Annotated in this window: 17 protein-coding genes; 7 read left to right on the top strand and 10 right to left on the bottom strand. The window is 46.3% G+C overall.

Annotated features, from left to right (window positions below):
- Positions 1 to 116 precede the first annotated feature (116 nt).
- From RIM23_RS11170 to psaK, 3 genes are all read right to left on the bottom strand, one after another.
- Entirely contained in the window at positions 117 to 1,319 is a 1,203-nt protein-coding gene (locus RIM23_RS11170; RefSeq protein ID WP_446367052.1) for a site-2 protease family protein, read from the bottom strand.
- A gap of 28 nt (positions 1,320 to 1,347) precedes the next feature.
- Positions 1,348 to 1,503 carry a hypothetical protein gene (locus RIM23_RS11165; RefSeq protein ID WP_446367050.1) on the bottom strand — a complete coding sequence of 52 codons (156 nt, stop codon included), beginning with the start codon at positions 1,501 to 1,503 and terminating at the stop codon, positions 1,348 to 1,350.
- Between the two features lie 99 nt (positions 1,504 to 1,602).
- Positions 1,603 to 1,878 carry a photosystem I reaction center subunit PsaK gene (gene psaK / locus RIM23_RS11160; protein ID WP_446367048.1) on the bottom strand — a complete coding sequence of 92 codons (276 nt, stop codon included), beginning with the start codon at positions 1,876 to 1,878 and terminating at the stop codon, positions 1,603 to 1,605.
- A gap of 124 nt (positions 1,879 to 2,002) precedes the next feature.
- Here psaK and RIM23_RS11155 point away from each other — a divergent pair, with 124 nt between their 5' ends.
- Positions 2,003 to 2,626 carry a phosphoribosylanthranilate isomerase gene (locus RIM23_RS11155; protein WP_446360000.1) on the top strand — a complete coding sequence of 208 codons (624 nt, stop codon included), beginning with the start codon at positions 2,003 to 2,005 and terminating at the stop codon, positions 2,624 to 2,626.
- 172 nt (positions 2,627 to 2,798) lie between these two features.
- Here the strand turns inward: RIM23_RS11155 and RIM23_RS11150 are convergent, their stop codons facing one another.
- On the bottom strand, positions 2,799 to 3,497 hold the full coding sequence (locus RIM23_RS11150) for a pirin family protein (RefSeq protein ID WP_446367046.1): 699 nt from the start codon (positions 3,495 to 3,497) through the stop codon (positions 2,799 to 2,801).
- A gap of 129 nt (positions 3,498 to 3,626) precedes the next feature.
- On the opposite strand from RIM23_RS11150, the gene RIM23_RS11145 reads away from it, so the two are divergent.
- On the top strand, positions 3,627 to 3,974 hold the full coding sequence (locus RIM23_RS11145; RefSeq protein WP_446367044.1) for a winged helix-turn-helix transcriptional regulator: 348 nt from the start codon (positions 3,627 to 3,629) through the stop codon (positions 3,972 to 3,974).
- 293 nt (positions 3,975 to 4,267) lie between these two features.
- Here RIM23_RS11145 and RIM23_RS11140 read toward each other — a convergent pair whose 3' ends face one another.
- A complete protein-coding gene (locus RIM23_RS11140; RefSeq protein ID WP_446367042.1) occupies positions 4,268 to 5,062 on the bottom strand; it encodes a DUF4388 domain-containing protein in 795 nt (264 codons plus the stop codon).
- A gap of 136 nt (positions 5,063 to 5,198) precedes the next feature.
- On the opposite strand from RIM23_RS11140, the gene RIM23_RS11135 reads away from it, so the two are divergent.
- Positions 5,199 to 7,043 (top strand): AAA-like domain-containing protein, encoded by a 1,845-nt coding sequence (locus RIM23_RS11135; RefSeq protein ID WP_446367040.1) that lies wholly within the window; start codon positions 5,199 to 5,201, stop codon positions 7,041 to 7,043.
- A gap of 140 nt (positions 7,044 to 7,183) precedes the next feature.
- Here RIM23_RS11135 and RIM23_RS11130 read toward each other — a convergent pair whose 3' ends face one another.
- The 3 genes from RIM23_RS11130 to RIM23_RS11120 all read right to left on the bottom strand — a co-directional run bounded on the left by RIM23_RS11130 (position 7,184) and on the right by RIM23_RS11120 (position 10,593).
- Entirely contained in the window at positions 7,184 to 8,350 is a 1,167-nt protein-coding gene (locus RIM23_RS11130; protein ID WP_446367038.1) for an RRXRR domain-containing protein, read from the bottom strand.
- Between the two features lie 205 nt (positions 8,351 to 8,555).
- Positions 8,556 to 9,953, bottom strand: coding sequence for a cytochrome P450 (locus RIM23_RS11125; protein ID WP_446367036.1), 1,398 nt, complete (start codon positions 9,951 to 9,953; stop codon positions 8,556 to 8,558).
- Between the two features lie 136 nt (positions 9,954 to 10,089).
- Positions 10,090 to 10,593, bottom strand: coding sequence for a hypothetical protein (locus RIM23_RS11120; RefSeq protein WP_446367034.1), 504 nt, complete (start codon positions 10,591 to 10,593; stop codon positions 10,090 to 10,092).
- Positions 10,594 to 11,237: 644 nt separating this feature from the next.
- On the opposite strand from RIM23_RS11120, the gene map reads away from it, so the two are divergent.
- The 3 genes from map to RIM23_RS11105 all read left to right on the top strand — a co-directional run bounded on the left by map (position 11,238) and on the right by RIM23_RS11105 (position 12,905).
- Entirely contained in the window at positions 11,238 to 12,026 is a 789-nt protein-coding gene (gene map / locus RIM23_RS11115) for a type I methionyl aminopeptidase (RefSeq protein ID WP_446367032.1), read from the top strand.
- A 61-nt stretch (positions 12,027 to 12,087) separates the two neighbouring features.
- The gene (locus RIM23_RS11110; protein WP_446367030.1) at positions 12,088 to 12,330 is read left to right on the top strand and encodes a hypothetical protein; all 243 of its coding nucleotides are present in this window, start codon (positions 12,088 to 12,090) and stop codon (positions 12,328 to 12,330) included.
- A gap of 71 nt (positions 12,331 to 12,401) precedes the next feature.
- Positions 12,402 to 12,905 carry a pentapeptide repeat-containing protein gene (locus tag RIM23_RS11105; protein ID WP_446367028.1) on the top strand — a complete coding sequence of 168 codons (504 nt, stop codon included), beginning with the start codon at positions 12,402 to 12,404 and terminating at the stop codon, positions 12,903 to 12,905.
- 176 nt (positions 12,906 to 13,081) lie between these two features.
- On the opposite strand, the gene RIM23_RS11100 is transcribed toward RIM23_RS11105, so the two are convergent.
- Positions 13,082 to 14,824 (bottom strand): DUF3685 domain-containing protein, encoded by a 1,743-nt coding sequence (locus tag RIM23_RS11100; RefSeq protein WP_446367026.1) that lies wholly within the window; start codon positions 14,822 to 14,824, stop codon positions 13,082 to 13,084.
- A 3-nt stretch (positions 14,825 to 14,827) separates the two neighbouring features.
- Positions 14,828 to 16,648 carry a hypothetical protein gene (locus RIM23_RS11095; RefSeq protein WP_446367024.1) on the bottom strand — a complete coding sequence of 607 codons (1,821 nt, stop codon included), beginning with the start codon at positions 16,646 to 16,648 and terminating at the stop codon, positions 14,828 to 14,830.
- A 135-nt stretch (positions 16,649 to 16,783) separates the two neighbouring features.
- On the opposite strand from RIM23_RS11095, the gene RIM23_RS11090 reads away from it, so the two are divergent.
- Positions 16,784 to 20,284: an NACHT domain-containing protein gene (locus RIM23_RS11090; protein WP_446367022.1), complete on the top strand. Its 3,501-nt coding sequence runs from the start codon at positions 16,784 to 16,786 to the stop codon at positions 20,282 to 20,284.
- The last annotated feature ends 214 nt before the right edge of the window (positions 20,285 to 20,498 follow it).

Genomic DNA, 20,498 nt, shown 5'->3' with positions numbered 1-20,498 from the left:
TTTGCCAAACATTATCCGTAAAACCCGCCCCTACACGATAAAACTTGGTTTTAGTATGTATATCCCGTTTAACGAATTATTTTATACAAAACTATAGTCAATTTTCATTGTGCCTTCTATGAAGTTGTAGCTTGAGCGATCGCAGAAAGTTTTAACCAGGATGGATAACTCCCCTCTGCCTTAATCTGCTGGATTTGCTCCTGGGAAATCGGCAGATTCAGACGCCCTGCAACAGCTTGGACAATATCGCCTCGGTCAATAACCCCCGCGATCGCGCCGGCGGGAGAAAGTACGGTAATATGCTTTAGCTGACAGGTTTCGAGAGTCTTAATCACCTCTATTAACGGGGTTTTCTCCTCGACTGTGGCAATCTCCGATAACGGGTGAACCAGACTCTCCAGGGACTCCGTTTCCCAGCGACTGCGTTCGATTGTTTGTAAATCTTGAATCTTGACTAAACCGCGATAACGTCCCTCCGACGCGGCATAATAGGGCTTATGCGTCTGAATATCTGCCAGAATGTACTCATCCGCCAAAGACCGTAAGCTCATTGTGGCATCCAGGACACGAAAATCGCGGGTCATGGCATCAGAGGCTTGAAGCTGGAGTAAGATTTCTTGTAAGATTGTCAGGCGATCATAAGCATTGGCATTGCGATACACAAAAGAGCCAATCAACGCCAACCACAGGAGAGTCCAGACTCCAGTTAATAACGCCAGTCCTACAGATAGCGCGATCGCGAAAAAGCCAATCAGTTTCCCCGCCTGTGCAGCCCAACGCACCCCGCGCAAGCGATTCCCCGTCAGCTTCCAGATTGCCGCTTTGAGAACTTGTCCACCATCAAGGGGTAATCCAGGGATTAAATTAAATAGGGCTAATACCAGATTAATTCTTGCCAGATCCGCCGCCACCAGATATCCCAGATTTTCCGTCGGCAGTGCCTGAGTTAACCCATAGAATAGACCAAAAAGGCAGAGGCTAACCAGAGGACCTGCGATCGCGACTTGAAAAGCATCACCCGGAGTCTGGGATTCCCGATCAATCGCCGCCACGCCGCCAAAGATAAACAGAGTAATCGAATTTACCTTAATTCCCTGCGATCGCGCCACTAAACTATGCCCCAGTTCATGCAATAACACTGAGGCAAACAATAATAGCGCCATCACCAACCCCAGACTCCAGGCGGAAATTGACTGAAAACTCCCATCGAAATTCCCCGCCTTAATGAAGGTGACTAGGGCTAAGATAAAAAACCACGATGGGTCAATAAAGAATGGTATTCCGAATAAGGAGCCAATTCGCCAATTTGACTGTACCAACGTTTTTCTTCCTGTGCGTTTACCTAGACTAGTGCAAGAAGGCAGAAATAACTGAACAGTTAACAGCTCCCCCTGCTCCCCCTGCTCCCCCTGCTCCCCCTGCTCCCCCTGCTTCCCCTGCTCCCCCTGCTCCCCCTGCTCCCCCTGCTCCCCCTGCTTTAACAGCATAGACAAAGCTGCTCAAGGACTTCCGCCGCGCTGCACTAGGGGGTTGCCGTATTCTACGATATCAGCTTTTCGATCCCCGACTGATTCAAGAAGCCGGGGATCTGAGCCTCCCAACTTAGAACGCTCCCGCGTTCGTCAATCCCAAGATCACACCCGCGCCAATAAGATGACCCAAACTAGCCGTCGCCAACAGTTCGGTTACACCGAAACGCTTGAAAATGGCAGGTTTAGGCAGAGGTAAATCGGGTCCTACGCCAGGATTCTGAATCGCGTAGTAACCTACAACAATTGCCACCAGGTTACAGATAATCATCACTAGCCCAACGGTGGGTGTCCATGAGGGGGTTGGAGGTACAGTGGATTGAACCCCTGCGAATGTTATGTTAAGCATTGTATATTCTCCTTTTCTTGATCAACAGACACAAGTGAACAAATAATAAAAAATTCTGGGGAGAAAATTAACAAAATGTTTTAATATTTAACAATTTGCCGATAAAAGGAGAACATTGCTATCGATGCGGGTAAAAATTTGCGGCATTACCAAACCAGAACAAGGACAAGCGATCGCGCAAATGGGTGCAACCGCCCTAGGATTCATTTGTGTCCAGGCTTCTCCCCGTTATGTTACCCCCCATCAAATCGGATCGATTGTAGACTCGTTGACGATATCGGTGGATACTGTCGGCGTATTTGCCAACGCCTCCGTTAAAGAAATCTGCGCCACGGTTACCTCAGGGAGATTGAGTGCCATCCAACTCCATGGTAATGAATCCCCCGAATTTTGCACCCAACTGCGGCAATTCTTACCTGAGATTGAAATGATCAAAGCCCTGAGGGTGAAAACCCCGGATGATTTACACTTAGCCTATCGCTATGTCAATTACGTCGATACCTTGTTACTGGATGCTTACCATCCCCAGATGCTAGGGGGTACGGGTAAGACTCTCGACTGGGAAACCCTGGCTGAATTTCATCCCCCTTTACCGTGGTTTCTGGCTGGCGGCTTAACCCCAGAAAACATTCTCGAAGCGCTGAAACGATTGCACCCCAATGGGATTGATGTATCGAGTGGTGTTGAGCGATCTCCCGGAGATAAAGATTTGGATAAAGTCGCTTTACTGTTTCAACAAATTCTCTGAAAGCCCCCCTTTTTAAGGGGGGTTGGGGGGATCTCTCTTACCGCATATTTGAACCGCAGGCTAATCTGGAGTTGGGTTTCGTTCCTCAACCCAACCTACAAAGATGACATACTCCCTTTTTCAGGGGGGTTGGGGGGATCTCTCTTACCGCATGCACCCCCAAGAGTTCAGATTATGCCAAATCAAAGAGTAAAACTTCAGCATCGGTTGTCGCCGCTATCACCACATCTGTTTCCTCACTCAAAGCCGCACCATCACCTGACTCTAAAGCTAACCCATTCACCGTAACCGTACCTCGCGCTACCTGTAGCCAACCATAACGTTGAGGTGCCAGAGAATGAGTGACGCGATCGCCCTTTGTCAAGATGGCTGCATATAAGTTTACATCCTGATGAATTGTTAGGGATTTTTCTCTCCCATCACCTGAAGCAATTAAATGAAACTGTCCGGGATGCTTGGCGATGCCAAAGTTATGCTGTTCATAGCTAGGATTATGTCCATTTTTATCGGGTAAAATCCAAATTTGTAAGAACTGAACTGAGTCTGTCTTTGAATGATTAAATTCACTATGGCGGATACCTGTACCCGCACTGATCCGTTGTACATCACCAGGATAAATCACGGAACCATTTCCCATACTATCTTTATGTTCTAGCGCTCCATCTAAAACATAGGTAATGATTTCCATGTCCCGATGTCCGTGAGTACCAAATCCTGCACCCGGACTAACCTGATCCTGATTCATAACCCGCAGGGTACGAAATCCCATAGCGTTCGGATCGTAATAGTTAGCAAATGAAAAGGTGTGATAGGTGTCTAACCAACCATGATGAGCATGTCCTCGTTCTTGAGATTTGCGAATATTAATCATTTGTCCTTTGTCCTTTTGCTTATCAGTGTTTTCTCAAAACATTAGATTTTGTATAGTTCAACTATAAAACCCATACAGCTATTATGGGAAGTATGCACTTTAAAGTAAGTTAGTTACCAAAAAGATACTATGGCAACCAAAAGCGTAGAGAGTGAACGCGCCACTTGTCCTGTAGAACGCACACTAGAGGTTATTGGCGGTCGTTGGAAAGTCTTGATTCTGCGGGAATTATTTGAAGAGGTGAAGCGTTTTGGTCAGTTACATCGGGCTTTACATGGTATTACCCAGAAAATGCTGACGCAACAATTGCGAGAACTGGAAGCCGATGGTATTGTACATCGGCAGGTTTATCTGCAAGTTCCGCCAAAAGTTGAGTATTCTTTGACACCATTAGGCGAGAGTCTCAACCCGATTCTTGAGGCGATGCATGAATGGGGGGTAAAACATCTAGATTGGGATGATCAAAAACAGAGGTAAGTTAAGCCAGAAAACAAAATTCCGGAACCTAAAGCTTACTAGGGGAAGTTTTTTAACCCGTTTTCAACTCTTATCCAGTCAGCTTTAGCTGACTTTATCGTTGACCCTTGGGTTTCAACCCCAGACGGTTTAACTGACGTGGGTGATTAATTGAGTTAAACGTTTGTAGTTATTCAAGGGAATGTTTATGGCGCTAAAGCGCAACTACAAACGAGTGATATTTAATTAAGTTAAACGGTTGTAGTTATTCAAGCGAACTTTTATGGCGCTAAAGCGCTTACTACAAACGGCGTTTAAGGTATTGCTTCAGCCAACCCCATACTAATCAACCTAAAGGCAATATGTTGAACCTGTTCTACGGGAAATTTTAGATGTTGGGCAATGGCATGAAGAGATACAGCCCCTTTACTATACTGCCAAATTTGCCATTCTAATGTATCTAGCCGATAGGAAGGATAACCGGCAATTGTACTGAGTAAACCGTGATTCGGATCAGGTAATTTAGCCGCCAAAATATCCCAATTGGGTAAAACACGCAATCCCATTAAAGTTGCTTCTGTCGCCGGAATACTTAACCCGGTCATTTCTTGAGTGGGAATTACAGCCATGGAATCAAATCGAAAAGAACCATCTTGCAGTTGAAAAAGCACAGACAATTGCTGCAACAGTTGAATTTGAAACAGTTGTTCTAAATTTAAGCGAGTTAAAACCCCTTGTTCTTTTAAACATACGCCTAATGGCTGATTGACAGGACAACACCATTGAACCAGTTTAGTTAACACGCGATCGCTAACCAATTTACATTTGGCAATAAGGGAGATTAACCCTTGCCCATCTCGCCGATGCGCCGCCGCGACAATGTGACCCTGTTTGACCCAGATGTAGTAAGTCACAGTAGCTGGAGAAAAAGCACGAATCGTCAGCAGTCCCGTTCTTTTGCCCTTTTCAAGTAACTGAAAAATCTCAGGTAAGGATACGTCACTTAAAGTACCGATAATGCCCATCATTGTAATCACTAAGGCACTTGCCTTATCAACTTGTTTCTTGCAGTTTGCCCTTACTCCCCAAATAATACAACGCAAGATCACAAGTTAAGTTCACAACTTAACGACTAACTTGGTGATGTTGATGGAAAATTCGGCGGGTTCAGGTAAAGCGTTCACCGTTTTTTCACGTTTTCCGCTTAAAATAAACGGTTTAACCAAATTCTGACTTTTAACCTGAATGCCACGAAGACATCAGCCTCCCCAGCGTCAACGGGGAGTTATTCTTTCCGTTCAAGGTTGGCAACGCCTAAATGCAGCGCAGCGCAAATCAGTATTTCAAGATAATGGGGGCAAACCCTACACCCTGGAACAATTAAGTGAACGTACCCATTTAAGTCCAAACACCCTGATCAAGGTACGACGGCGCACAATACCTGTTGATCGCAAAACGTTGATGTCTTATTTCAGCGCCTTTGATCTGACGCTTAATCCTAAGGATTATACCAAAGCAGACAGCAAATCATCTAATTATGATCAAGTTCCGCTCAAAAGTCCAGTCCCTCTCGATTCTCCCTTTTATATCGAACGTCTGCCCATTGAATCCCTTTGTCACCAAACCCTGGTGCAACCGGGGAGTTCCATCCAAATTGTTGCCCCTAAACAGATGGGTAAAACCTCTCTGATGACGCGCATCCTTCAGCAAGCTAGAGAGGAAGGCTTTGATACAATCGCCTTAAATCTTCAACTAGCAGAGTCCTCGATATTCCGTGATTTAAATCGATTCCTGCAATGGTTCTGCGCGGTTGTGACACGGGGGTTGGATTTACCTCATCAAGTGCCAATCTATTGGGATGATATATATGGCGGAAATGCCAACAGCACCTATTACTTTGAAACCTATCTATTACCAAAACTCGGTAATCCCTTGGTTTTGGCATTAGACGACGCTGATGTGCTATTTAACTATCCAGAAATTGCTAGTGAATTTTTTCGTTTGCTGCAAACCTGGGGTGAAAAAGCCAGCTATGGGGATAGATGTAGCCAGATTTGGCAAAACCTGCGCCTAGTGATTGTGCATTCTACTGAAGTTTACGCCATGTCTGGGATTAATTCTATAGAGTTTACAGCAGATGTATCGATTCAGTTGCCAGAGTTTACCAGGGAACAAGTCCAAGATTTAGTGATTCGCCATGGATTCAGTTGGCAACCCCAGCAGGTCAAGCAATTGTATCAGCTTTTAGGGGGTCATCCTTATCTTGTCCAGCTAACTTTAAATGCGATTAAAACAGAAAAGATTCCCATTGACCAATTCTTGGCAACCGTTACAGGGGAAACAGACATTTATCGGGAGCATTTGCACCAGTGCTTATGGTATCTCCATCATGATCCAGAACTGATGAGTGCCTTGATGCAAGTGGTTAATTCATCAACACCTGTAGAATTTGATCCCATTATTACCGCTCGCTTGCAGAATTTGGGACTGGTGCGGGTTGATCAGGGCAAGGTTAGTCTGCCTTGTCAATTGTATCACCAGTATTTTCGCGATCGCCTAAAACCGCTTGGCTTGAAATTATCCCCAGAAACCCACCCAGCTAGCCTGGTGGTGATTGAGGGGGTCAACTTAACCACTAACCTGCTGGCGCATCCGGAAAATACTTTTAATCAACTTTACCAAGACTTGCAATTGTTTGTCCAGCTTGCTCAAGAATTTGACGGCAAAATTCTCAAATCAATTGATCAGGGAATGTTAATCCTGTTTCCCAGTTCCCTGAAAGCGGTTAACTTTGCCCAAGAGATTCAATTAACCCTTCAATCAGCCATTCAAAGGGACTCAAATCCAGAACTCTATTATCGGATTGGCATCCATTGGGAAGATGTTATTTTTTGTTACACAGGCGTTAGTGAACCCGGTGTCAAAATTGCCCATCATCTCACCGCAGAAGCCCCTCCTGGCGGGATTTGTATGTCTCATAGCGTTTATGAGGCGATCGCGAACCATCTACCCCAGCCACCGCAACCGATGGGACAGCGACAATTTGAGGAAAGCGAAAAACCAATCGCCCTTTATCAACTAATTTTTTAATTAAAATAAGCATTTTGGTAGTGCCAAAACCCTTGATATACCGTAGGGTGGGCAATGCCCACCAGCCTTAATTCAGTGGCATTCATCGTATATCTCGTGAGACTCTACCCTCAGCGAAGCAGGGTAGAGAGGGATAGAGGTCAAATCGACCCTTTCAATAAGGGGAGATTTGACAATCCAGTTGTAGGCACGACGATTAACCCCGTGCTTCGCTGCAACAACTGAACTTTCTTGGCAGTAAACTGCCCAAGTCTTTTCCAGCTAGCATCGCTAACTGAAACCTGCTTCTCAGTGTCTCCAGAACACCAGCCGATGTAAGCCTTTCCAGCTTTTTCAGCTAAAACCTTGTCGCCCTTTCTGAACCCATGACGGGTAACTGTACCGCCATACTTGCGCCGTTTACCACCCTTGGATGGAACGCACAAGTGTAATTGTCTGCGGCTAATTGGTGGTCTGCGGATTACTGCAAATGGCGCAGGTGTGATTTGAACATCACCACACCAGTTGCCATATTTAGCCTGATTAGAGTGCCATTCTCGCCATTGTGTAAACTCAAACGCGGCTAGGGTCACACCATCAACGGCGTGTGTCGCTGGTGTAGAGCAAGCTTTGTTTTTCTTGTCTTTGGCTAATCCTAGCCACTGTCTAAGTTGGCTAGTTCCATTACCATCCCTTTGCCATCCTTGGTGGGTTGTCACTGGAGCTAGTTTAGACAACCAAGTCAACATTTGTTTTTGACCGACCATGACTGGAGAGAAGCCAACGCCAGACCGAGCCGATTTACGACCACTGGTTCTGTCTACGTCAGCCATAACCAACTCATAATGAATGGCGCTGACGGGGAACAACTTAAACATCTCTTTGACTACCCGTAACTCTAACTGTCTATTGGCTCGAATTGAGGGAGGTAGTTTGGCTTGCTTGCGATTATCAAACCGCTTTTGACGATGACACCGCTCAGAGTAGGGTAACTTTCGGTTAATCCGCCTTCCTCGTCTGCAAAGGCGCATAACCCGCCGTAACTCCATCCGCTCTTTAACTGTTTTGAACGGTAGGACTAAATGAGCCATCCAAAGGGTAGCAAGGCTCGATTGAACGGCGGCGCCTGAGTAACACTTGCCGGAGTCTATACCTATGGCTATCGGCTGAGTATCCTCCTCTGTTTCAAAGGTTAACTGAATGGCAAAACATCCTAAGTCGTTGTGTGAAATTTTGGCTTTACCTTCTTTTAACCAACGTCTAGCTCTACTAGCTTTGGTTGGCATTAATGGCTTGCCCGATTTTGATAGAACTGGTACTCGTAGCATGGTGATAAACCTCACGAGTGAAAGTGTGTAGTCCCTTCCCGCATCTAAACCAAGATGTCCTAACTGAATAGCGACTCGACAAAAAGCCTTAAAGATAACTTGGACTAGGGAAGTATCCAAGAGTTTGTACCAGGTTTAGACTCTATGCGGTATTCAACGGTTTAAAGGGTCCGTTTGTCCGGCAATCCCTGACTTCAAGCGTTAGCTAAGTCAGGGTTGTTGAAACTAAACTCAAGGAAGCGTTCTTTTCATTTTGAGAAGTCCGTTTACCCTTGAGGATCATTTTTACACCCCCTTTAGGCGCCAGTACAACACCTCGACGTTGAGGTTTTACAGGTCGATTCTCAGCTAATTCCAGTTCGTAGGATGACACAATTTTGGCTAAAGCTAACTTGAGTTCAAACTGGGCTAACGCCTCACCCATACAACGACGGGTTCCACCCCCAAAGGGAATAAATTCAGATGGAGAAAACTGACGTTCGAGAAATCGTTCGGGCTTAAACGTTTTCGGTTCTGGATAGAGATCCTCACGCTGATGGGTAAGATACAAGCAACCCATGAGTATTGTCCCTGTATCTAACTGATGTCCGAATAACTCAATCGGTTCTTGTACTACCCTGGGGAAACTTAACATCGCAATGGAATGAATCCGTAGCGTTTCATTACACACAGCAGTCAAATAAGGGAGTCGGAAAATACTTAGAGGATCAGGTGTATCTCCTAAGCTATTCAACTCCTGAATTAGTTTTTCTCGAACTTCAGGGTAACGATGAATCCAATATAATCCCCAAGCCATTGCCAGTGCTGTTGTATCATGACCCGCTAACAAAAATGTAAGCAATTCATCGCGCAACTCTTGATCAGTCATGCCTTGACCAGCTTCATCTCGAACCGATATGAGTAGAGAAAGGATATCCGTTCGATTTGGATCAGGGTTTTGACGACGTTCGCTAATTTCAGCATAAAGCAAATTATCCAGTTGCTTCTGCAAGTATAAAAAGTATCCCCAAGGACTCCATACCCCCCAATTTTTTTGCAGGGATGAAAAAAATAGCAAACTGGCAGTTAAGGGAGAATTCAAGAAATTGAGTAAACTCCGAGATTTTTGGATAATCTGTTCACACCGTTCTCCGTCATAGAGTCCAAATATCACTTGCATAATCACCTTTATGGTGATCATTTGGGTAACATCAAGGGCTTTAAATGGTTTATCCAGGGGAAGTTGATGGATCACTTTCTCTGTGAGTTGACCAATTAACTTCCCATAGACTTGCATACGATCTCCATGAAACGAAGGCATCAAAAGTTTTCGCTCTCGTTTGTGGCTTTCCCCGTCTAACAGAAGTAGAGAGTATTGACCGACTAAAGGTTGTATTAATGTATTCAAATGACCGGGAGCTGTTAACTTCTGTCTATCATTGATTAAAATTTGCTGTAAGGCTTGGGGATGGTGGACAAAAACAAAGGGTTTTTCCGAGCTAATCCGAGCCGTGAATAGGTCAGGATGACGCTGGGCAGCACTCTCCATATAACCAACCGGATCAAAAACCCATTGTAGCTTTTGCCAGAGAGCAGGCGTTTTTAACTCGTTAACGAATTTCATAATTAACGAAGAATTCTTAAAAGATTAGTTTAAACTATAGCAGTTTTATGTGCCAACAGAAAATTGTTTCCCCTAAGAAGCGCTAAGGGCGGCAAGTGGAGCCTCGTTCATCGTACCATAATTACTGTTAATTGAGTTAAACCCCTAGGGATTCTATCGGCTGGGGTTTTCTGAAAGTCTGTGACATGCCAGAGCGACGCACCCTATCAATCGTTTTCGGCAAAACCCCAACTAACTGAGCAATCACCTCATCTGAGAGTTCATCAATAAGCTGGGCGTCGAAATATTTATAGAGTAAACTTAATAAGATTTTGGCACGGTGTAGCGGCACATAAGTTGTCATGGCATGTTGAGTAAACAAAATCCAGCGCTGACGTAATAGATAAGCTTTCTGGCGTTCGTACCGCGATTCAGGATACACTAACGAAAGCGTACCAATGGGAATCACTCGCGTGCAATCTGCATCGAAAAGTCCACCAACGGCAGCACCAGGACCGGCAAGTTCTGCATGATGACGATGACGTATAATTATAGCATTACCATGAGTACTATTTACCCTGAGGAGTTGTCCTGTTTTTAACTGACTCAGGATTTCAGTCGGTTGAATAATGGGTTTGCGGATTAGGGCTAGCTCTGTCATGGCATCTCAAAAAAATCGGCTTACTATCTCCGATGATTAGTTATAGATATTCAAGGGATAAGATTTGGTTAAAATTGTTACGCCGTTAAACGTAGCAGACATTGAGCCAAGTACATTTTGCACCCACAGCGAAGGAAGACAAATCAGTATAAATTAAACCCTTGTTAAACGGACAGATTATTAGGCTGTTGATGTGACTAAGCTGTTGTCCCTTCAAACCACCTATTTAGATTTTGGCAAAGTGAACAGGGAACAAGCAATAGGTAATTTAAATATGTCTTAGCCGACCTAAATTGTTATTCTTACCTTTTTAATGAGTATAACAACTCACTTATTATTTTAAGCGACACTCAACAGAATAGTCGGGTAATTGCTGAATTCTCATGTAAAGAGTTGATGAAGAAGGTAGAGGATTACCAGGTAGAAGGCTCCAAGGCATAAGAATTGATTGGATGGGGATGGAAACCCTTGCCCTATCCATCCCATCGCCGCCTTATCAGGACGGCATGGGGCTTCCAGAATGACGAATGACCCTGTCAATATTCAACGAAGCGTGGGGAATAGGCAAGCGATCCTAGTAAAGTGAAGAAAGACTCAAACAGATACACCCCTCGTTGAATAGGGAAATAACCGCATAAATACTCATGGCACCAGAAAGAATTGTTCTCCTATCGAGCCGAGAAATCGAAAAAATGCGTCAAGCTGGACGCTTAGCCGCCAAACTCCTGGATCACATTGAACCCATGATTCAGCCAGGGGTGAGTACTTTGGAACTTAATGATGAAGCCGAACGCTGGACTCAAGAAAATGGAGCAAAAAGCGCTCCTCTGGGGTATCATGACTTTCCCCGGTCAATTTGTACCAGTATCAATGAAGTCGTCTGTCACGGTATCCCCAGTGCTAAACAAATTCTCCAAGATGGGGATATTATCAATATTGACGTGACCCCGATTCTGGATGGATTTCACGGGGATACGTCTCGAACCTTCTTTGTCGGTACACCTTCACCCACCGCCAAAAAACTGGTTGAAGTCACCTACGAATGTATGATGCGGGGAATCGCCGCCGTGAAACCCGGAAATCGCATTGGTGATATTGGGGCTGCTATTCAGGAATACGCCGAAGCTCATGGTTTCTCTGTGGTGCGAGATTTTGTCGGACACGGTATTAATCGGATATTTCATACGGCTCCCCAGGTTCCTCACTATGGTACTCGCGGTAAAGGAAAGCGTCTACGTCCCGGTATGGTATTCACCATTGAACCCATGATTAATGAAGGGACATGGGAAGTGGAAATTATGGCGGATAAATGGACAGCTCTGACTAAAGATCGTAAGCTTTCGGCTCAATTTGAGCATACGATAGCTGTCACGCAAGAGGGGGTAGAGATTCTCACGTTACCAGAACAGATTTCCCAAATGAAATCGGCGTGATGCATGGGATGGGGGAGCATTCGTAGGGGCTCTCGCATTTGCGCCCAGATGTCTCGGTTTTATGCCAACACGCATAGCGCAAATGCGAGAGCCCAATCCCCAATCGCCAATCGCCAATCGCCAATCGCCAATCCCCAATCGCCAATCGCCAATCGCCAATCGCCAATCCCCAATCCCCAGTCGCCCCTTTGTGATATTTATCACTCTTATGCATTGCTTTACGTCAGGTGTCGGCGATTCTCCTGTCACGCTTAAAGCGGATTTTAGTTTAGCCTTTAGTGCGATCACGTTCACTATATTTTAAGATTTAGTTCAATTACATTTTCCCCGAAATGCTAGAAAATTGCAAAGTCAATTTATCGGGGATATAACAGTATGCAGCTTGCTTATTTCTGTATCGGTAAAGAACCCATAAAGCCTTATGTCTATCATATCCAAAACAATCGATTGAGAAAATATAGATCGATAAAAATGACGGCTGAGGAGCTGCTGCAGCGGTATGCATCAGGACAACGGGATTTTCAATGTGTCAATTTGAGTGAAGAAATTCTGAGTTGGGCAGATTTGACGGGAGCGGATTTAAGTGGGGCAAATTTGAGTGGGGTAATTTTGAACTGGGCTACCCTCAGTCGCGTTAAGTTGAGATGTGCAAACTTGAGCAACTCTGACTTAAATTGGGCTAACTTAGAACAGACAGATTTACAGGGGGCAAATTTGAGTGGCGCAGATGTGAGTGCGACTAATCTTAATGGAGCAGATTGGAGTGGGGCAATTATGCCTGATGGTACAATCTGGTCTGAACAACATGTTCGTCAAGATTCCCGGTTTCTCTCCTGGTTGGTTAGACTATTCAGGCAAGAAAACAATCGCAATTTTTGATTAAAATTTGCTCCTGAATGCCTATTTGTGTAGTATAATTTCAAGGTTAGAATACTACTCGGTCAGCGTCTAATTTTTTCCCGGATCTGGGAAAAGGGCGGGCGCGAGTCAAGTTCTCAGTTGGTGGCAAAAGGTTATGGGTAAAACCCGCCCCTACGCTTGAACACAATTTGATATTACTTTCCCCGCTCTCCATTTTTGCCAAACCAGGTATCTTGCCATGCACTACCCACGCCTTGAATAACCCCCCTAAGAATTAAACCAATACCTCTTCCTAAGACTTGCGTCAAAACATAAACCACGCCTTTGCCAACCCAGCCAACTATACCCCGCAAACGCGGCGCGATCGCATCCCGGATTTCATAGGCGATGGTTACGGCTAATTGAGTACCCTGTAGCTCTTCTAACTCTTGACGCCGAGGGGAATAAATTGCTACTTTTTTTATCCCAATATCGCTCAAGACAAACAAATTGTAGCGACTCTCAAAAATAGATCTGGGTTCATCTACTAATTCGTCCCGTCGATATTTCCAGGATAAATTATTCCTAAATCTAGTAATTTCTCGTGAAGATATCAACCGTTTATCATAAAAGTTATGTTTAACTATTTCAACATCCGAAAATGAATTTAACAGCGGCTGAATTACACCATTAGCGACTTGAATAATCAGATTTTGTAATAACAGTTCTGCCCGCGCCATGGCTTCTGGTGTATGAGCCGGATAGGACACATTATCAATCATTAACGGAGATTCAAATAGCCGATTGGCTACTAACTCAATCACTAAAGGAATTTTATCCAAAATAGCCCTTTGCACAATATCCCGATTTTGCCGCAAAATATCAACCATTTCTATCGTTTGATTGCCCACGGCTAAGGTCGAGTATTGACCAAAAAAGTCAGTTAAAGAAACATGCCACAAATCATGCAACAAGCGCGATCGCTTCTGGATCAATTGCTCCCTAGTCACCTGGGAAAAGCGCAAGGCATCTAGCATCTCCTCAAACTTGTAAAGAACGGTACGGAGTAATTCCCGGCGTCTTTCTACTTGCAGAATATCAATTTCTAAGGGAGTGTTGGTCAAATTTGCCAAACTTGAATCCAGTTTGGTTAATGTCATCCCTTGGGGGGTCGAGGGTTGAAACTGCAACGCCTCAGAGGAGGTTTTGGATAAGGCACTTGTAGAGGATTGGCGCAGAGAATTTTGGGGGACAGGAGGACGAGGAGATGAAGAGGTTAAACGGGGTAAAGGTTCGGCATAATTATTATCAGATGGTACAATTGCGCCATCTGTGGGTAAAAGCTGATTTACGATCCACCGGGCTGTCAATAATTCTCGGCGGCGTCCCGTCCAAAATAACCAATCGAGGCGGGATAAATTACCCTGTTGGAGTTGCGCGGTTACCTGTCTTAAAGCCGCTTCAATTTGTTGTAATCCTGACTGGCGTAATTGGTTATGCCAACGTGGGGGAGGTAATGAATGGGTTGGGATGGGTAACATTTGCCAATAGGATTGACCCGCTTTAACTTGTCCTATGGCTTCCACAATTAAGGTGATGGCACATCCTTTAGCACAGTAGCCTTCTACTCCTAAGCCTTTGGCGGCGGCAAGCTGATTGGGTTCAGATGGGGCACTTAGCAGTAAGATGGGTAGGTCGGGATAATCGGTCTTGAGTTGCTGGCATAAGGATAGTCCGGTTAGGGGACTCCCCAGCGATCGCCCTAATGCCAAGTCTAAAATGATTAAATTAACTTGTGCTTGGGGTAGTAAGGTAGTTAAGCGTTCTAGTGCTGCCGTTGCTGTATCAACCTCAGCAACAACTTCTAAATCAGCAAAAGCTGCCAACGCAGTGACTAAACCTAATCGGAAAATTGGGTCATCGTCAATGAGTAGGATTTGAGTAGATTGATTTGTCATTTGTCATTGGTTAGGGAATTGGGATTTCCAAAAAGCGATCGCGGCTTGGGCTTGTTGGTAGAGCGCTCGTTCTGGGGGAATCTGGGCGGCGGTGGCGATGGCGGCGTCAAATCGTCCTTGGGCGGCTAGGGCGGCGGCGGCTTCGAGGATGGGACGATCTTGGGCGGTTTGGATTTGGGCAACCCATTGGGCGATCGCAGCTTGAGATTCAGCATACAGCATTCGACCCGGACGAATTTGATTGGCAGTGGAAATGGCGGCGATTAAATCCCGGCGTTGGGCGAAGGCGCGGGCTAAATCGAGGATGGGTTGATCTTCTAGGGTTTCGATTTGGCGATTCCATTTCGCGATCGCGCTTTGGGCTTCGATGCGTAAGGGTTGACCTAGCTCAATTTTACGGGCTTGGGCGACGGCGGCGTTTAACTGATCAATGGTGTTACCTGCTGCAAGTTGTTGGGCAATTCTGAGGGTATTACGATCATCGATTTGTTGAATCTGTTTGCGCCACTGGGCAATGTATGTCTGTGATCTGATGCGTTGGGGGCGAGTGGGTGTAATTAGGGTAGCTTGTTCGATTGCCATCTGTAGCAGGGGGCGTTGCTCGAAACTGGCAGTCATTTGGGCAAGACTTAACTGGAGGCGATCTTGCAGCTGAGCCTCCCACTGAACCGCTTGGGCGGCGGCTGGCTTTTGCACCGGACTTTTAGCATCGAGTTGGCGAACGGCGGTTAAGGCATCAATGAAGGCGAGGATGGTGTTTTGTTGCACCAGTTTGCCCGCCCGCCCTAAGCGTAACCAATCTTGAGCCTCTTGATACAGAGAAGTATTAATCGGAATCCCTTGGGCAATATCAATAACCCCCTGATAATCCTGATTTTGGCAGCGAGCGGCAGCAATTTGGAGTAACGTGCGACTCCAATTCGACAGATCACTCTGAGCTTGAGCTTTAATATAGCTGTTAGGATCAACCTTTGCCGCCAACGCGATCGCAAGTTTAATCTGGCTCAGTTGATTCGATTTGGCTAAATCCCGTGCCTCTTGCAGTTGTGTCCAAGCCTCTTTTTCCGCCGCCAACTGTTTCATCAGGCTATCATAGCGGGATACACTCCAGTAGGGGTCATTCAGGCGTGACAGTTGAGTCATTAGCTGAGCCGCCTGCTGCCAGTTTTGAACTTTCAGGGCATCTTGAAACTGACTGACAATTGCCTGAGCCTGTATTCGTTCCTGTTTCCAGGTGGCGATTTGGGCTTGAGCTTCAGGATACAGGGGACTACTTACGGGAATTTGCATCGCCATGTTCAGGGCATCACCATAGTTTCCCTGATTCAGAGTGTCTCTGGCAAATTGCAGCACCATCTCGGACCATTCCCGCAGCAGTTCCTGCGCCTGGGGATAAAGAGAATGGTTTGGCGACCAATATTGGACGATCGCGATCGCCTCCAGGAGTTGCTCGAATTCCCCCGATTGGGCGGCAAGTTGAGCGCAGTATATTCGTTCGCTATCCGTGGATAAAGGAGAAATGCGCTCGCAATTGGCAGGGGGTGGCAGTTTAGTGAGTAATAGGATACCACCAATGACCATGCTTCCGATAACGGACACAATCATCAACCACAGCAAGGACCACTGCCAAAACTCACGTTGGCGGCGAACTCGGGCTGGGTTGGAGTGCCTGTCTGTTGCAACTTCGACGTTTGATTGTCCCGTTTCTGCTAAACTCGATGCCTTAGAGCCTCTTGCTAGTCGGATGACTAACTTATGTCCCCGAGGTGGGCGAGCAGGTTGGGAAGTATGGAGATGAAATCGGGGCAAGTCTCGTTTGGACACAGATAGAAAACAATTGATAATTCATTGTTCACCGTTTATTGTATTCCCGATTAACCACAAGGCAAGGGTGATTTGTACTTAGTCCAATAGAGTCCACAATAGGATGAGGAATCGTTTTGGAGTAGTTAGGGTGGCATGAGCCTGAGCATTCGCCATTGGCTAGCAGAACGCCACATTGAACTTGCCCAACTGGGACAGGATAACGCCCAGTTGGCGGGTATTGCGTTTCGTATTGCCCAAGACATGGAGGTCAAGAGTCTTAATCCCTTTGCGATTAGTGTCTTGACGGAAGTGTTGGAGTTACCGTTAACCGTCGCTTGGCAAGTGGCACCGATTTTGTCTCAGTTAACGGTGGGCTTGCTGCGGATTTTGAGTCGCAGGAAGCCATTACGCCGGAGTGAAGGCACCTGGCTGAGTTTTCAGGTGGCTTATCTGAACGCCTTACAAGGAATTTTAGAGCAAGAAGCCCAACTGCGAAGACCCTGGGTGAATCGCGCCCAAGTCCCGGCGTCACCGAATACCGATGAACCCCTGGTTGAGCCCCAATTGATCGCCCTGCTCAAAACCTTGCGCCCTGGACGACTCAGTGATTCCCAAGCCGAACAAGCCTTATCCTCTGTGGCGAATTCGTTTCTGGTGCAGCAGATGAATAATTTAGCGATCGCGTGGTTTGTCGCCAATGGGGCGGAGGAAACGGAAGCTAAGTTATTAACCCAACGGTTGAGTAATGGACTCCCGGGTCATTTACTCCGGGTGATTGCCGAAAATGCACTGCCCTTGGCGCAACTGCAAAAGTTTGTCCGGTTGGGTCATTTAAGTAATACACTCAACACTCCCCCAGAAGACGAGGATGAGGAGCAAGAGTTCTCGACTCCCCAATTGATGCTGGATTTGGATCGGGAATATTATCGGGCACAACTGTGTGTGTCCTTAAGTGAACCCTTATTCGCTGAACCGTTTTCCCTCAAGGAAATCTACGTTCCCCTGAAAGGGAGACGCCTTCCCGCCACGATTGGACAAGAAAACCGGGAACGGCGCCGCCAACAGGATCTAGATCATGCCTATCTGGCGGCGGCTTCCTCCCCACCGACGGATTTAATGGCATGGGTCATGGCTCAACTGAATGATAAGAATAGTATTGCCGTAATCGAAGCCGATGGCGGTTGTGGCAAGACCAGTTTCTGTCAGATGTTAGCCGCCCAGGTGGCGCAAGAGCTTTATCCGCAGTGGATGCCTGTAATTATTCGCCTGCGGGATGTTACCTTAGGTCAAACCTTGGAGCAAACCCTGGAGACGGCATTTCCGGTGGGACGGTTTACGGATACCGATGGTTGGTTTTCCCGCAGTTCTCCCCCTTGTTTGCTGATTTTAGATGGTTTGAATGAATTGCCTCGTTCTCCCCAGACTGAGCGTCACTTGTGGACGTTTATGGATCAGGTGATGCGATTCCATACCCAAATCAGTGGGTCGAGTTTTCCTCGTCACAAGATTATCCTGACGAGTCGTCCGATTACCTTAAATGGGGTGTTGGCTCGTAAATATCGCCATAGTAGTTTACCTCCCCTACAAAGCCGACTCCAGCGCATTGCCATTGAACCCATGGCGCAGGAGGAATTCCGTAAGTGGTTTCTCCAGTGGGCAAGACTGCAATCCAAGTCGATTGCCCAGTCGTATTTTAACTTCTTAAAACATGGCGGCGTGTTTCACCGGCAATCTCCGAATCCAGACTTGGTGGCGCTGCTGACTCGTCCCCTGATGCTGTATTTGGTGGGAATTTTAAATCGGGATGCCTTAATTGATGATCGCATCTTTAAAATGAGTCCGGCTGAGGTTAAGTTTGAAATCTATGACCGGATTTGTCGCTGGTTGCTGGGGGAACCGGCGAGTGGGAGTGGACCTTTATTAGAGTTAATTCGAGAAGGTTTTTCCCATGCGGGGCGTTCTCTAGAAGCGATCGCGAATCTCTTAGAAGGACGTTCCCCGCAAAAGTTACGCCGTCAAATGCATGGGACAGCACTGACGATTTTGCAAACGGGTCAAAATCAAGTGACGCAAACGGTGATCCAAAATCGGTTCCAGGCTCAGGAAATGACGCCGGAGTCTTTTACCCAACCCTTACCCACATTCTTTTTCCGCACCCAACCCAGAGATCAAGCTGGGGAAGGGGTGAAGCCAGCAGTGCGTCAATCCCCTGCCTCCCAGAAAGCGGCATCAGCACCCCTGTCGATTGAGTTTTCTCACCCCAGTTTAGGAGACTACTTAGCCGCTGAAGAAATTGCCCTACAACTGAAGGTATTGGCGCAAAAGATGCCGAATCAGTATGGGGAAGTCTCTTTTGTGATTGACTCGTCTATCCATGTGGCTGAGCATCTTTATCGGTTGTTGGGATATGGTTTATTGTCTCCTCAAATTGAGGAATTGGTGATAGAGAGACTGCGACGGGAGCAAAAGCGCAATGCGGATGCTTTTTCTTTCCCGGTACTATATCAACGGCTCTATCGCTTCTATCGCGCCTACTGTCGCGGACGTTGGTTTGATGAAGGGGTGGCTCACCAGGTTCACGAACAGTTGCGGGATCTGAAAAATCCCTTGAATACGTTACAAATTGATGCCACTGTGGGATTAAATGTGTTTTTAGTCCTCTGTTCGGTAGCCAGAGAAGCGAATCTTCCCTTCTGGCCCTGTGGCAATCCCGAGATTTCCCAGGACTTTGATGCCGATCAATTGTTAAGTTTTATTGGTCGCACCGTTGCCCTTTCTCCGACGACGTTTTGGCAACGGGCGAGACAAAGTTTGGCTCAGATTCATTTATCTCAAGCTTGTTTGCATCGGGTGATGCTGGCAGAGGCTAACCTTTGGCAGGCGGATTTGTCTACTGCTGATTTAAGTGGGATTAATTTATCGGCGGCTAATTTGCAACAGGCAAATTTAGCCTGGGCAAGTTTAGTTGGGGCAAATTTAGCGGATGCGGATCTTAAGGGGGCGCAGTTAGAAGGGGCGAATTTGTTGGGGGCGGATTTGCGGGGTGCCCATTTGACTTCGGCGAATTTGACGAATGCTTGTTTAGTAGATGCTCAGTTAGATGAACCGAATAAACAGTTGGCGGTTAAAAGTGGGGCGTTCTTTTCTTGGGAGGAATTTCAGGTGTATTACCAATCGTTGGTTGTATCTCCGTTTATGAAAACCATTGAAGAGGAGCATTTGTTTGAAGATGAACCGATGATTTTTATTGAGAGTGCTGAAGGGGAACCGATGTTACCGACGATTTACTCTCAAGGAAGCAATCGCTATGATGGGGAAACTGAACAGTTTAATCGTGAGCAGTTCAGTTCCCAAGCTACGGTGTCGGATACACAGCAATATGCTGGGGAGACGGCGCAACTGGATGAATGGGTTACCCACGCCCCGATATCGGATACACAGCAGTATAGTGGGGAGACGCAGCAAGTGGATGAGATGGCACAACCACCGTCTGTGTCGGATACACAGCAGTATGCTGGAGAGACAGAACAGATAGACGATTGGGAGTTCTATGAGTCGGAAACTGAGGAGGAGCCGCTAGAGGCGGGCGCGAAGGAAGAGACACAAGTGTCTCATGAAAAGACGATTATGCTGGATGAGGAGGATGATTATTAGTTTATTTTTGTCGATGTCGAATCTGTCGCAGAATTAAACCGATGGGAAGCGCGATCGCAACCGCAATGATAATTTCAACAACCCCACGCTACTAACGTGGAGCGTGGGGATTGCCAGAGACAGGACTGGCAACGTTAAGAGTTGAATAGACCACCGAGCCGTTAACTGATACACACTTCCAAATACTTCCCCAGTTTGGATTCACTGTAAGTCT

This window comes from Coleofasciculus sp. G3-WIS-01 (assembly GCF_040223135.1).
Lineage (GTDB): Bacteria > Cyanobacteriota > Cyanobacteriia > Cyanobacteriales > Coleofasciculaceae > Coleofasciculus.
This window is presented reverse-complemented; position numbering and strand designations above follow the sequence as displayed.

Bases quoted from the DNA above. Each gene is read 5' to 3' on its own strand.
- RIM23_RS11100 (WP_446367026.1), bottom strand. From the start codon at position 14,824: ATGACAAATCAATCTACTCAAATCCTACTCATTGACGATGACCCAATT.
- map (WP_446367032.1), top strand. From the start codon at position 11,238: ATGGCACCAGAAAGAATTGTTCTCCTATCGAGCCGAGAAATCGAAAAA.
- RIM23_RS11120 (WP_446367034.1), bottom strand. From the start codon at position 10,593: ATGACAGAGCTAGCCCTAATCCGCAAACCCATTATTCAACCGACTGAA.
- psaK (WP_446367048.1), bottom strand. From the start codon at position 1,878: ATGCTTAACATAACATTCGCAGGGGTTCAATCCACTGTACCTCCAACC.
- RIM23_RS11135 (WP_446367040.1), top strand. From the start codon at position 5,199: ATGCCACGAAGACATCAGCCTCCCCAGCGTCAACGGGGAGTTATTCTT.
- RIM23_RS11130 (WP_446367038.1), bottom strand. From the start codon at position 8,350: ATGCTACGAGTACCAGTTCTATCAAAATCGGGCAAGCCATTAATGCCA.
- RIM23_RS11155 (WP_446360000.1), top strand. From the start codon at position 2,003: ATGCGGGTAAAAATTTGCGGCATTACCAAACCAGAACAAGGACAAGCG.
- RIM23_RS11125 (WP_446367036.1), bottom strand. From the start codon at position 9,953: ATGAAATTCGTTAACGAGTTAAAAACGCCTGCTCTCTGGCAAAAGCTA.
- RIM23_RS11110 (WP_446367030.1), top strand. From the start codon at position 12,088: ATGCCAACACGCATAGCGCAAATGCGAGAGCCCAATCCCCAATCGCCA.
- RIM23_RS11105 (WP_446367028.1), top strand. From the start codon at position 12,402: ATGCAGCTTGCTTATTTCTGTATCGGTAAAGAACCCATAAAGCCTTAT.
- RIM23_RS11090 (WP_446367022.1), top strand. From the start codon at position 16,784: ATGAGCCTGAGCATTCGCCATTGGCTAGCAGAACGCCACATTGAACTT.
- RIM23_RS11150 (WP_446367046.1), bottom strand. From the start codon at position 3,497: ATGATTAATATTCGCAAATCTCAAGAACGAGGACATGCTCATCATGGT.
- RIM23_RS11145 (WP_446367044.1), top strand. From the start codon at position 3,627: ATGGCAACCAAAAGCGTAGAGAGTGAACGCGCCACTTGTCCTGTAGAA.